Source organism: Acidovorax radicis, from assembly GCF_020510705.1.
Lineage (GTDB): Bacteria > Pseudomonadota > Gammaproteobacteria > Burkholderiales > Burkholderiaceae_C > Acidovorax > Acidovorax radicis_A.
The window spans coordinates 2,755,278-2,768,102 of the sequence record NZ_CP075184.1; the positions used below are offsets into that span (position 1 = coordinate 2,755,278).

Here is a 12,825-nt window from a genome sequence, read left to right on the forward strand (position 1 = left end):
AATGATGTCACTCGGGCTTGCGCAGCGGCGGGGCGAAGTCTGCTGCACCTTGGGCGCCCGCCTCGGTGCCAACCGCCGGGGCCGTGGCTGCCCCGGTGTTTTCAGAAATCCCCCATTCCGCCCAATCATCCCCAAACAGCTCCGCCGGGTGCGGCGTGCGGTCGGACCCGTTGCCACAGCGCAGATCGTTGGCAGCGCAATACAGGTCGCAGCCCCAACAAATCCGCTCAGGATGCTGGGGTGCGTTGGGAAACTTCTTGGTGGCCACGGCTAACTTTCAGGGGTTTTGCCAATCTGGTGCGTCGCTCACGGGCTATTCGCAAGCGGTCCAGACACCCACGAAGCGGCGATGAACGGGTTTTGAGGCCATGTTGCTCACTTTTCGCCTGCGGGCGTGAATGATCGGTCTATCCGTTGCACCCGGCAATGGAAGCAATGATAGGGCGCCGAGGGACGTCGGCCGTGCCGCCGCCAAACGAGACATTGACCCAATCGAGGTCGGCGCCATGATTGCGCTGCATCCCTGGCACCAGAGACACGTCATTCGGCGGTGCCTGTGCGCCTCGCTTGAATGACAAAGCCCCCACTGGTGGCAAAGACAAGCGCCTCCTGAGGGCGGTAAATCAAGGTGTATTGGCCCATCATTCGCCGAAGCCGCTCAGGGCGCGAAGTCGTCGACCTGAATGACCTTGTCTGCGGCTTGCAGGTAGGCCAGCGCCAGCGCGGGGTTGGGCATGCCCGCTGCCGCCTCTTCGAAAGAGTGGGTGCGCCGCACCAGCTTGTTGAGCTGGGCGCTGGCGTCGTCACCCAGCTGCGCAGCCAACTCCAGCGCCTTCATCAAGTCGACCAGCCCGCCGCCTTTGGGCACGCTCACGTCGGGGCACAAACGCTGCACCACTGAGGGGTTCTCGCGCAGCAGTTTGGCGAGTGCGAGCATCTGCACATCGCGCAGCGGCGCCAGGTGGGCCGTGCGCCTCAACACCAGGCGGCCAATGAGACGCCGGCCGGGGGTGGGCAGATTGGCGTACAGGTCTTTGAGCACTTCTTCGGCAGCATCCAGCTGCGTGCGCAGGGCAGCCCGGGCCAACGGCAGCATCTGCGCATCGCCTTCGACCGCATACCGCCAGATGCTGGCGCTCGCCATGTACAGGTGCGCCAGGCAATCGCCCAGGCGCGACGACAACAGCTCCATGCGCTTGAGCTTGCCGCCGAGCAAGCCCATGGCCAAATCACAAGTCAACGCATATTTGGCGCTCAAGCGGGCCAGCATGCGGGCTTCATGGGCCAAATCCTGGGGCGGTGTGCCGACTACGGGCGCGTCAAACAGGCTGCGCCAGAAATTTTTTGCCACGTGGCCGCCATGGCCCAGCAAGGCACGGCCCAGCACCTCGTCGTTCTTGTCTGCGACAGCCTGCATCTCCGCCATCACATAAGGGTGGCAGCGCACCGCGCCCTGTCCAAAAATGATGAGCGAGCGGGTCAGGATGTTGGCCCCCTCGACCGTGATGGCCACGGGCATGTGCCGGTAGGCCACCGACAGCAGGTTGGACGGCCCGTTGATGATGCCTTTGCCGCCCAGGATATCCATGGCGTGGTTGATGGAGGTGCGCCCTGCTTCGGTCAGGTGCACCTTCAGGATGGCGCTGGCCACAGCGGGCTGGCCGCCGTTATCGAGCGCGGCAGCGGTGAAGCGGCGGGCTGCATCGGTGGCATAAAGCGCTACCGCCATGCCCGCGATGATGCCGGCCACGGCGTCGAACTTGCCAATCGGCAAGCCAAACTGCTCGCGCACCTCGCCGTAGCCGTTGGCGATGAACACCGAGCTTTGCTGGGTAGCCGCGCCCAGGGCCGGCAAAGAAATCGCGCGGCCTGCCGCCAGGCTTTCCATCAGCATGCGCCAGCCCTGCCCCACTTGCTTCTCGCCGCCAATGATCCAGTCCATGGGCACGAACACGTCCTCGCCAAAGATCGGGCCGTTCATGAAGGCACTGTCCATGGGGCGGTGGCGGCGGCCAATCTGCATGCCGGGCGTGGGCACCGGAATCAGCGCGCAGGTGATACCCAGGTCGCGCTCGCCTTCGGGTCGGCTTTCGTCGCAGGCGTTGAAGGCCAGGCCCACCACGGTGGCCACGGGCGCGAGCGTGATGTAGCGCTTGGAGAAGGTGACGCTGAAGCCGCGCACCTGCTGGCCGTCGATCTCGCGCGTGGTCAGGATGCCCCGGTCGGGGATAGAGGCTGCGTCCGACCCCGCATAGGGCGAGGTGAGCCCAAAACAAGGCAGGTCGCGGCCATCGGCCAGGCGCGGCAGGTAGTGTTTTTTCTGCTGGTCGGTGCCGTGGTGCAGCAGCAGCTCGGCAGGGCCCAGTGAGTTGGGCACCATCGCCGTCACCGCAGCCGACACGTTGACGGTGGCCAGGCGCGTGACCACCGCAGCGTGGGCAAAGTGCCCAAACCCCAGGCCACCCCATTCCTTGGGGATGATCATCCCGAAGAAGCGCTTGTCGCGCATGAACTGCCACACCTCGGGCGGCAGGTCGCGCGCGGTGTCGATAGCAAAGTCGTCCAACATGCCGCACAGCACGCGCACTTCGTTGTCGAGGAAGGATTGCTCGTCAGCCGTCAGCTTGTTGGGGCCGGTGGCGATGAGCGCGTCAAAGTCTGGCGTGCCCGCGAACAACTGGCCCTCGAAACCGACGGTGCCCGCCTCCAGCGCGGCGCGTTCGGTGTCGCCCATGGCGGGTAAGGCTTTGGCAAACGGTGCCATGGCAAGTTGGCCGACGATTGATGCAATGCCCATGACTGTCTCCTGAAAGTGGAAAACCATCTTTTGCTGAGATGTATGAACAGGAGTTTCAACTGGCTGCAACGACTGCGGCGTCCCCATCCTCTGACTCTCTTGTCATCCTCCATCCCGAATCAGGGGGATTGCTGGCCGGTGTGCCCAGCACGTGCAGGAGGACGTCACCGCTTCTGAAGCACTTGATCAGAAGCAAAAGCAAAAAAGCCCGCGCGGTTTCCCGCGCGGGCTTTGGGATGCACAAGTGCAAAAGGCGTTGCTACTTCTTTTGTGGTGGCACGTCGGTGCAACTGCCGTGCGCAATCTCAGCCGCCATGCCAATGCTCTCGCCCAGCGTGGGATGCGGGTGGATGGTCTTGCCAATGTCCACAGCGTCTGCACCCATCTCAATAGCCAGCGCGATCTCGCCAATCATGTCGCCCGCATGGGTGCCGACCATGCCGCCGCCCAGAATCTTGCCGTGGCCGTGGGCCTCGGGTGAATCATCGAACAGCAGCTTGGTGACGCCTTCGTCGCGGCCGTTGGCGATGGCGCGGCCCGAAGCCGTCCAGGGGAACAGGCCCTTCTTGACCTTGATGCCTTGGGCCTTGGCCTGGTCTTCGGTGAGACCGACCCATGCCACTTCAGGGTCGGTGTAGGCCACGGAGGGAATCACGCGGGCGTTGAAGGCGGCGGATGCCAGTTCCTTGTTGCCTTGCAGTTCACCCGCGATGACTTCTGCCGCCACGTGCGCCTCATGCACCGCCTTGTGCGCCAGCATAGGCTGGCCCACGATGTCGCCGATGGCGAAGATGTGCGGCACGTTGGTGCGCATCTGGATATCGACGTTGATGAAGCCACGGTCCGTGACGGCCACGCCAGCCTTTTCAGCGGCGATCTTCTTGCCGTTGGGGGTGCGGCCCACGGCCTGCAGGACCAGGTCGTACACCTGCGGCGCTGGGGCGGTGCCGCCCTCTTCCGCTGAGGCAAACGTCACCTCGATGCCTTCGGGCGTGGCCTTGGCACCGACGGTTTTCGTCTTCAACATGATGTTGTCGAAGCGCTTGGCGTTCATCTTCTGCCAGATCTTGACGAGGTCGCGGTCGGCGCCCTGCATCAGGCCGTCCATCATCTCCACCACATCCAGGCGTGCGCCCAGGGTGCTGTACACGGTGCCCATTTCAAGGCCGATGATGCCGCCACCCAGGATGAGCATGCGTTTGGGCACTTCTTTCAGCTCCAGTGCACCGGTGGAATCGACCACACGTGGATCGTCGGGCATGAACGGCAGGCGCACGGCCTGGCTACCGGCGGCGATGATGGCTTTCTTGAAGGCGATGACCTTCTTGGTGCCTGTCTTCTCCTGGCCGGTGCCGGTGGTTTCTTCCACCTCGACATGGTTGGCGCCCACAAAGGCCCCGTAGCCGCGCACGGTGGTCACCTGGCGCATCTTGGCCATGGCGGCCAGGCCGCCGGTGAGCTTGCCGATGACCTTTTCCTTGTGGCCGCGCAGCGTGTCAACGTTGACCTGCGGTGCGCCGAATTCGATGCCGGCAGCTTTCAGGTGGCTGACTTCGTCAATGACCGCCGCCACGTGCAGCAGTGCCTTGGAGGGGATGCATCCCACGTTCAGGCACACGCCGCCCAGGGTGGCGTAGCGCTCGACGATGACCACCTTGAGACCGAGGTCGGCGGCGCGGAAGGCGGCGCTGTAGCCGCCGGGGCCGCCGCCGAGCACGAGCACGTCGCAGTCCAGATCCGCCGTACCAGCAAAGCTGGATGCTACTGGATTGATAGCTGCTTGCGCTTGTGGCACCTGCGCTTGTGGCACCTGCGCTGACGCCTGTTTTGGCTCAGCAGTCGTCACCGCAGAAGCCGGAGCCTGGGCCGCCGGGGTCGCCGCAGCGCCAGCACCCTCCACCTCCAGCGTCAGCACCACCGAGCCTTCGGCGATCTTGTCGCCGAGCTTGACCTTCAATTCCTTGACCACACCAGCGTGGCTGGAGGGGATCTCCATGGAGGCCTTGTCGGACTCCACGGTGACCAGGCTTTGCTCGGCCTTGATGGTGTCGCCGGGCTTTACCAGCACCTCGATGATGGCCACTTCGGCGAAATCGCCGATGTCGGGCACTTTGATGTCAATGATTGCCATACCGGGCTCTCCTCGTTACAGCAGGATGCGGCGATAGTCCGCCAGCACCTGACCCAGATAGGCGTTGAAACGCGCGGCGCTGGCGCCGTCGATCACGCGGTGGTCATACGACAGCGACAGCGGCAGCACCAGGCGCGGCACAAACTGCTTGCCATCCCACACGGGTTTCATCTGGCCTTTGGACAGGCCCAGGATGGCCACCTCGGGCGCGTTGATGATGGGCGTGAAGTGGGTGCCACCAATGCCACCGAGCGAGCTGATCGACATGCAGCCGCCCTGCATGTCGGCCGAGCCGAGCTTGCCGTCGCGGGCCTTTTTGGCCAATTCGCCCATCTCCTGGCTGATCTGCAAGATGCCCTTTTTGTCGGCATCCTTGAGAACGGGCACGACCAAGCCATTGGGGGTATCGGCTGCAAAACCGACGTTGAAATACTGCTTGTACACCAGCGCATCGCCGTCCAGGCTGGCATTGAAGTCGGGAAACTTCTTGAGCGCGGCCACCACGGCCTTGATGACAAAGGCGAGCATGGTCACCTTCACGCCCGACTTCTCGTTCTCTTTGTTGGTCGAGACGCGGAAGGCTTCAAGCTCGGTGATGTCGGCTTCGTCGTTGTTGGTGACGTGGGGAATCATCACCCAGTTGCGGTGCAGGTTGGCGCCGCTGATTTTCTTGATGCGCGAGAGGTCTTTGCGCTCGATGGCGCCGAACTTGGCGAAGTCCACCTTGGGCCAGGGCAACAGATCCAGCCCCACGCCCGTGCCACCACCTGCGGCAGCAGCAGGCGCCTTGGCCGCTTGGGCCTTGGTCTGCACGCTGCCTGACATGACCTGCTTGGTGAAGGCCTGGACGTCGTCCTGCGTGATGCGGCCCTTGGGGCCCGAGCCCTTGACCTCGTCGATCGGCACACCGAGTTCGCGGGCGAACTTGCGCACCGAAGGCGATGCGTGTGGCAGACCCGTGACCAGGGTGCCGGGCTGGTGCGCGGGCACGTCCACCGCAGCGGCGGCGGGTGCCGCAGCAAGTGAAGCGACGGCTTGTGCAGCGGGTGAAGGCGCAGGGGAAGAAGCCTGTGCCGATGCCGATGGTGTGGACGCTGCGGCGGCTGCAGGAGCAGGCGCTGCAGCAGCGCTGCCTTCCATGATGGCCATCAGGTCACCGATGTTGACGGTGTCGCCGATCTTGATCTTGAGTTCCTTGATCACACCCGCCACCGGCGACGGGATTTCCATCGAGGCTTTGTCGGATTCGACCGTGAACAGCGATTGCTCGAGCTTGACGGTGTCGCCCACCTTCACCAGCATTTCAATGACGGCCACGTCCTTGAAATCACCGATGTCGGGCACACGCACTTCGACGGGGCCTGAGGGCGTGGCGGCGGGGGCGGCGGCTGTAGGCGCTGGCACCGCGGCGGTGCTTGCTTCTGTTTTAGTAGCTGCTTGCGCAGGTGCGGCGGGCGCTGGAGCCGTTTTTTGCTCAAAACCTGTTGAAGCACTGGCTCCTGCACTTGCACTTGCAGCGGCCGCGTCAGCGACTTCAAGCACCACGATGACCGTGCCTTGCTTGATTTTGTCGCCCAACGCCACCTTCACTTCTTTCACGGTGCCGGCGTGGCTCGACGGGATTTCCATCGACGCCTTGTCCGACTCCACCGTGAGCAGCGATTGTTCGGCCTTGACCGTGTCGCCCGGTTTCACCAGCAACTCGATCACGCCCACTTCGTCAAAATCCCCGATGTCCGGGACCTGGATATCTACCAATGCCATGTCTGTCTCCGGTGTGGTGGGTTACGCGTACAGCGGGTTGATCTTGTCGGCATTGATGCCGTACTTCTGGATGGCCTCGGCCACCTTGGTGGCAGGCACCACGCCGTCTTCGCTGAGCGCCTTGAGCGCGGCCACCACGATGTAGTGGCGGTTGATCTCGAAATGCTCGCGCAGCTTGCTGCGGAAGTCGCTGCGGCCAAAACCGTCGGTGCCCAGCACCTTGTAGTTGCGGCCCTTCGGGATGAAGGGGCGAATCTGCTCGGCAAACGCCTTCATGTAGTCGGTGGATGCCACCACGGGCCCTGCGCTCTTGGACAGTTGTTGAGAGACGAACGGCACACGGGGCGTGTCCAGCGGGTGCAGCAGGTTCCAGCGGTCGGCGTCCTGGCCTTCGCGGGTGAGTTCGTTGAAGCTTGGGCAGCTCCACACATCGGCCTGCACGCCCCAGTCGGCGGCCAGCAGCTTTTGGGCTTCGAGCGACTCACGCAGGATCGTGCCCGAACCCAGCAGCTGCACGCGCCGCGCGTCGTTGGCTGTGCTTTCAGCGCCGGGCTTGCACAGGTACATGCCTTTGATGATTTGCTCTTCGGTACCGGTCTGCAAACCGGGCATGGCGTAGTTCTCGTTGAGCAGCGTGATGTAGTAATACACGTTCTCTTGCTGCTCGACCATGCGCTTCAAGCCGTGCTGCATGATCACGCCGATCTCGTGGGCAAAGGTGGGGTCGTAGCTCACGCAGTTGGGGATGGTGCCCGCCAGGATGTGGCTGTGACCGTCTTCATGCTGCAGGCCTTCGCCGTTGAGCGTGGTGCGGCCTGACGTGCCGCCCAGCAGGAAGCCGCGCGCCTGCATGTCGCCCGCAGCCCAGGCTAGGTCGCCAATGCGCTGAAAGCCGAACATCGAGTAGTACACGTAGAACGGCACCATGATGCGGTTGTTCGTGCTGTAGCTGGTGGCGGCAGCGATCCAGCTGGCCATGCCGCCGGCTTCGTTGATGCCTTCCTGCAAGACCTGGCCGGCCTTGTCTTCCTTGTAATACATCACCTGGTCGCGATCGACCGGAGTGTAGAGCTGGCCCTTGGGGTTGTAGATGCCGATCTGGCGGAACAGCCCTTCCATGCCGAAAGTGCGGGCCTCATCCACCACGATAGGCACCACGCGCGGGCCCAGGGCCTGGTCGCGCAGCAGTTGGGTGACAAAACGCACAAAAGCTTGCGTGGTGCTGATCTCGCGGCCTTCAGCCGTGGGCTCAAGGATGGCCTTGAAGGTGTCGAGCGCGGGCACCGTGAAGTGCTCGTCCGCCTTGGGACGGCGGTGTGGCAGGTAACCACCCAGCGCTTTGCGGCGCTCTTGCAGGTAGCGCATTTCGGGTGTGTCTTCAGCGGGCTTGTAGTAAGGGATGCTGGCCAGCTCGCTGTCGGGGATCGGGATGTTGAAGCGGTCGCGGATGTACTTGATGTCTTCGTCCGAGAGCTTCTTGGTCTGGTGCACGGTGTTTTTGCCTTCACCGGCCTTGCCCATGCCATAGCCCTTGATGGTCTTGACCAGCAGCACGGTGGGCTGGCCCTTGTGCTCGTTGGCGGCGTGAAATGCGGCGTAGACCTTCGCAGGCTCATGGCCGCCACGGCGCAGCTCGAACACCTCTTCGTCGGTCATGTGTTCGACGAGCTTGAGGGTTTCTGGATATTTGCCAAAGAAGTTCTTGCGCACAAAGGCGCCGTCGTTGGCCTTGAACGCCTGGTAGTCACCGTCCAGGGTTTCCATCATCAACTGGCGCAGCTTGCCGGTCTTGTCGCGGGCCAGCAGTGCATCCCAGCCGTTGCCCCACAAGAGCTTGATGACGTTCCAGCCGCTGCCACGGAACTCGCTTTCGAGCTCCTGCACGATCTTGCCGTTGCCACGCACCGGGCCGTCCAGGCGCTGCAGGTTGCAGTTCACCACGAAGATCAGGTTGTCGAGGTTCTCGCGCGCGGCCAGGCCGATGGCACCGAGCGATTCGGGCTCGTCCATTTCACCGTCGCCGCAGAACACCCAGACCTTGCGGTTCTCGGTGTTGGCAATGCCACGGGCATGCAGGTATTTGAGGAAACGCGCCTGATAGATCGCCATCAGCGGGCCCAGACCCATCGACACGGTGGGGAACTGCCAGAACTCGGGCATGAGTTTGGGGTGTGGGTAGCTCGACAGGCCCTTGCCATCGACTTCCTGGCGGAAGCTGTCCAGCTGCTCTTCCGTCAGCCGCCCTTCCAGGTACGCACGGGCATAAATGCCGGGTGCGCTGTGGCCCTGGATGTAGAGCAGATCACCGCCATGGTTCTCGCTCTCGGCGTGCCAGAAATGGTTGAAGCCCGCACCAAACATGCTGGCCACCGAAGCAAACGAGCCGATGTGGCCGCCCAGATCGCCGCCGTCCGCAGGGTGCAAGCGATTGGCGCGCACCACCATGGCCATGGCGTTCCAGCGCATATACGCGCGCAAGCGTTTTTCGATCTGGATGTTGCCGGGGCAATGGGCCTCCTGCTCAGGCTCCAGCGTGTTGACGTAGCCCGTGTTGGCCGAGAAGGGCATGTCAATGCTGTTCTGGCGCGCATGCTCGATCAACTGCTCCAGCAGGAAATGCGCGCGTTCAGGGCCTTCCTTGTCGATCACGGCGGACAGGGCGTCCATCCATTCGCGGGTTTCCTGCTGATCGGCATCGGTGCCGATGCCAAATCCGGTTTGCGGGTCGGGCTGAGCTGACATGTTTGTCTCCTGTAGGTGTGGCAGCAATTTAGTACGTTGGCTCTAGTTTCGCATAATTTTTTATGATTTCAAATTGTGCTTCTTGATTTCATAATGCAATATTTTGCTGCAAATGCACATAACCAGGCGTGCCATCACAGCGCCACAACGACGCCATCACAACGCCATAGGCTCCCCTACACTCACAGCATGGAATCGACACCGTCTAAAGCCCCTGCTCCAGCGTCCATCACGCCTGCGCCGCTGCGCTGGTGGCGCAAATGGTGGCGCGGACTGTCGCCCACCAGGCAAGACCGATTTGCGGCCCTTGCACCGTTGGCAGCCGTACTGATGTTTCTGGCCGCTATCGTGGCGGCGTTCTGGTATTTGCGCGCAGAAGAGGCCGAACGCGAACAGGAAGCCCTGCGGCGCGATGTGGAATATGCACAGCAGCGGGTGCGCCTGCGTCTGCTGGAGCGGCAAGAGCAATTGATGCGCATTGCGCGCGACCTGTCCAACCAGGACATGGGCCGTGCCGACTTCGTCAGCCGCTCGGAAGCCCTGATCAGCCAATACCCCGAGCTGCAGGCCATCACCTGGATCGACGAGCGCCGCCGCATCCGGGCCAGCCAGGCGGCCCCCACCTTGGCCAGCAGCGAATTGCGCATTGCCGGCGAAGTGCTCAAGCCCGGCGAAACCGCAGACACCTTTGGCCTGGCGCGTGACCTGCAGCAGCCGGTGTATGCACAGCCAGCGCTGGCCGTGGGCGATGCCACCCCGCTGCTGCAACTGCAGGTGCCACTCAACAACCAGGGCAAGTTCGCGGGCGTGGTGCTGGGCGAATACTCCATCGACAGCCTGCTGCGTTATGGCACGCCCACCGAAGTGTTGGCGCGCTATGCGGTGACGCTGCTAGACAGCAAGAACGAAGTGTTGGCTGGCACGCCGCTGGCGCCCCGCAACAAGGCCACCGAACTGCTGCCGTGGCGCGCTCGCGCCAACGAATATGAGGTGCCTGTCTCGCCAGTGGGCAACGGGTTGATCATCAGGGCCCAGGCGTATCGCACCTCGCTGGGCGTGGTGGGCAGCGGCCTGTTCTGGCTGGTGGGCACCCTGAGCGCCATGACGGCCTGGATGCTGATCGCCACCTGGCGGCACACGCGCCGGCGCATGCGCACGCAAGAGGCCCTGGTCGCCGAAACCAATTTTCGCCGCGCCATGGAAAACTCCATCCTGACCGGGATGCGGGCGCTCGACATGACGGGCCGCATCAGCTACGTGAACGCGGCGTTTTGCCAGATGACCGGCTGGAGCGCCGAGGAGCTGATCGGGCTGAAGGCCCCCTTCCCGTATTGGCCCGACACCGACCACGATGCCCTGCAGGCCAAGCTGCGCGATGAGCTGCATGGCAACACCGTTGCAGGCGGCTTTCAGGTACGCGTCAAACGCAAGAGCGGCACGCTGTTTGACGCGCGGCTGTATGTGTCGCCGCTCATTGACGGCCACGGCAAACAAACGGGCTGGATGACGTCGATGACCGATATCACCGAGCCCAACCGCATCCGCGAGCAATTGTCGGCGTCTCATGAGCGCTTCACCATCGTGCTCGAGTCGCTGGATGCCTCGGTATCGGTGGCGCCCCTGGGCAGCGAAGAACTGCTGTTTGCCAACAAGCTGTACCGCCAGTGGTTTGGCTCGCAAACGGGCGGCCACCTGCAACTCGTGGCGCAGGCCGGGGTGGTTCCGGTGGCGGGCAAAGACCCCAGTGGCATGGACGACGAAGACGGCCTGATGGGCTTGCCCACCGACTCGCTCACCAGCGCCCGCAGCGAAAACGCCGAGATTTACCTGCCCGACCTGGGCAAGTGGCTCGAAGTGCGGTCCCGGTATCTCAACTGGGTAGACGGGCGACTGGCTCAAATGGTGATTGCCACCGACATCACCCCGCGGCGGCTTGCCGAAGAACAGGCAAAGCGGCAAGCCGAACGCGCCCAGTCGGTCAGCCGCCTCATCACCATGGGCGAGATGGCATCCAGCGTGGCCCACGAGTTGAACCAGCCGCTCACCGCCATCAACAACTACTGCAGCGGCATGGTGTCACGCATCCAGAGCGGGCAACTCACCGAAGAAGCCTTGCTCACGGCGCTGCAAAAAACGGCCCACCAGGCGCAACGCGCGGGCCAGATCATTCAACGGATTCGCTCCTTTGTGAAAAAGAGCGAACCCAACCGCACGCTGTCGGACGTGCATTCGATGGTGGACGAAGCGGTCGAACTGGCCGACATCGAGCTGCGCCGCCACAACGTGCGCCTTACCCATTATGTAGCAGCCCGCATGCCGCCCGTGATGGCCGACACCATCCTGATCGAACAGGTGCTGGTGAACCTCATGAAAAACGGCGCGGAGGCCATTGAAAACGCTGGCCGGCCCGCCCCCAACCGCAGCGTGGAGCTGCGCGTGGGGCCCAAGCAGATCGATGACCGCCAGGTGGTGGAGTTTTCGGTGCAGGACACAGGCAAAGGCCTGGCGCCCGAAGTGCTGGAGCGGCTCTTTGAAGCCTTCTTCTCGACCAAGCAAGAGGGCATGGGCATGGGCTTGAACCTGTGCCGCAGCATTGTCGAGTCGCACCAGGGCAGGATGCATGCGGAGAACCTCTACAATGGTTCAGAGGTCACAGGCTGCAGGTTCTCCTTCTGGTTGCCGCTCGCCAAGCCTGCTGATGGCACTACAAATTCTGTAGCAAACGTACAAAATCCAAGGACAATTGCATGAGCTTGATTCCGAAAAAAGGCACTGTTTACGTCGTAGACGATGACGAGGCAGTTCGCGATTCCCTGCAGTGGCTGCTCGAAGGCAAGGACTACCGGGTGCGTTGCTTTGATTCGGCCGAAACATTTCTCTCGCGCTACGACCCCCGCGAAGTGGCCTGCCTGATCGTGGACATCCGCATGGGCGGCATGACGGGGCTGGAGCTGCAAGACCGCCTGATCGAGCGCAAATCGCCGCTGCCTATCGTCTTCATCACCGGCCATGGCGATGTGCCGATGGCGGTGAACACCATGAAAAAAGGCGCGCTGGACTTTATCCAGAAGCCTTTTGACGAAGAAGAACTGGTTGGCCTTGTCGAGCGCATGCTCGACCGCGCGCGCGAGGCCTTCACTGGCTCTCAGCAGGCCGCCAGCCGCGATGCACTGCTCTCCAAGCTCACCAGCCGTGAAGCCCAGGTGCTTGAACGCATCGTGGCGGGCCGTCTGAACAAACAGATCGCTGACGACCTGGGTATCAGCATCAAAACCGTGGAGGCGCACCGCGCCAACATCATGGAAAAGCTCAATGCCAACACCGTGGCCGACCTGCTCAAGATCGCCCTCGGTCAGAACGCACCCAAAGCGTAATTCAATTACTCACCTTT

At 62.8% G+C, this 12,825-nt stretch carries 7 protein-coding genes; 2 read left to right on the forward strand and 5 right to left on the reverse strand.

Annotated features, from left to right (window positions below):
- Positions 1–7: 7 nt before the first annotated feature.
- The 5 genes from KI609_RS12550 to aceE all read right to left on the reverse strand — a co-directional run bounded on the left by KI609_RS12550 (position 8) and on the right by aceE (position 9,434).
- On the reverse strand, positions 8–268 hold the full coding sequence (locus KI609_RS12550; protein WP_226443690.1) for a DUF3079 domain-containing protein: 261 nt from the start codon (positions 266–268) through the stop codon (positions 8–10).
- A 390-nt stretch (positions 269–658) separates the two neighbouring features.
- Positions 659–2,797 carry an acyl-CoA dehydrogenase gene (locus tag KI609_RS12555; RefSeq protein ID WP_226443691.1) on the reverse strand — a complete coding sequence of 713 codons (2,139 nt, stop codon included), beginning with the start codon at positions 2,795–2,797 and terminating at the stop codon, positions 659–661.
- 259 nt (positions 2,798–3,056) lie between these two features.
- Positions 3,057–4,928, reverse strand: coding sequence for a dihydrolipoyl dehydrogenase (gene lpdA / locus KI609_RS12560; protein ID WP_226443692.1), 1,872 nt, complete (start codon positions 4,926–4,928; stop codon positions 3,057–3,059).
- Between the two features lie 15 nt (positions 4,929–4,943).
- Positions 4,944–6,692 (reverse strand): dihydrolipoyllysine-residue acetyltransferase, encoded by a 1,749-nt coding sequence (gene aceF, locus KI609_RS12565; protein ID WP_226443693.1) that lies wholly within the window; start codon positions 6,690–6,692, stop codon positions 4,944–4,946.
- 21 nt (positions 6,693–6,713) lie between these two features.
- The gene (aceE, locus tag KI609_RS12570) at positions 6,714–9,434 is read right to left on the reverse strand and encodes a pyruvate dehydrogenase (acetyl-transferring), homodimeric type (protein ID WP_226443694.1); all 2,721 of its coding nucleotides are present in this window, start codon (positions 9,432–9,434) and stop codon (positions 6,714–6,716) included.
- A 189-nt stretch (positions 9,435–9,623) separates the two neighbouring features.
- On the opposite strand from aceE, the gene KI609_RS12575 reads away from it, so the two are divergent.
- Both KI609_RS12575 and KI609_RS12580 read left to right on the forward strand, forming a co-directional pair.
- On the forward strand, positions 9,624–12,185 hold the full coding sequence (locus KI609_RS12575; RefSeq protein WP_226443695.1) for a PAS domain S-box protein: 2,562 nt from the start codon (positions 9,624–9,626) through the stop codon (positions 12,183–12,185).
- Positions 12,182–12,808 (forward strand): response regulator transcription factor, encoded by a 627-nt coding sequence (locus tag KI609_RS12580; RefSeq protein WP_226443696.1) that lies wholly within the window; start codon positions 12,182–12,184, stop codon positions 12,806–12,808. Before KI609_RS12575 ends, KI609_RS12580 begins: the two co-directional genes overlap by 4 nt.
- Positions 12,809–12,825 lie beyond the last annotated feature (17 nt).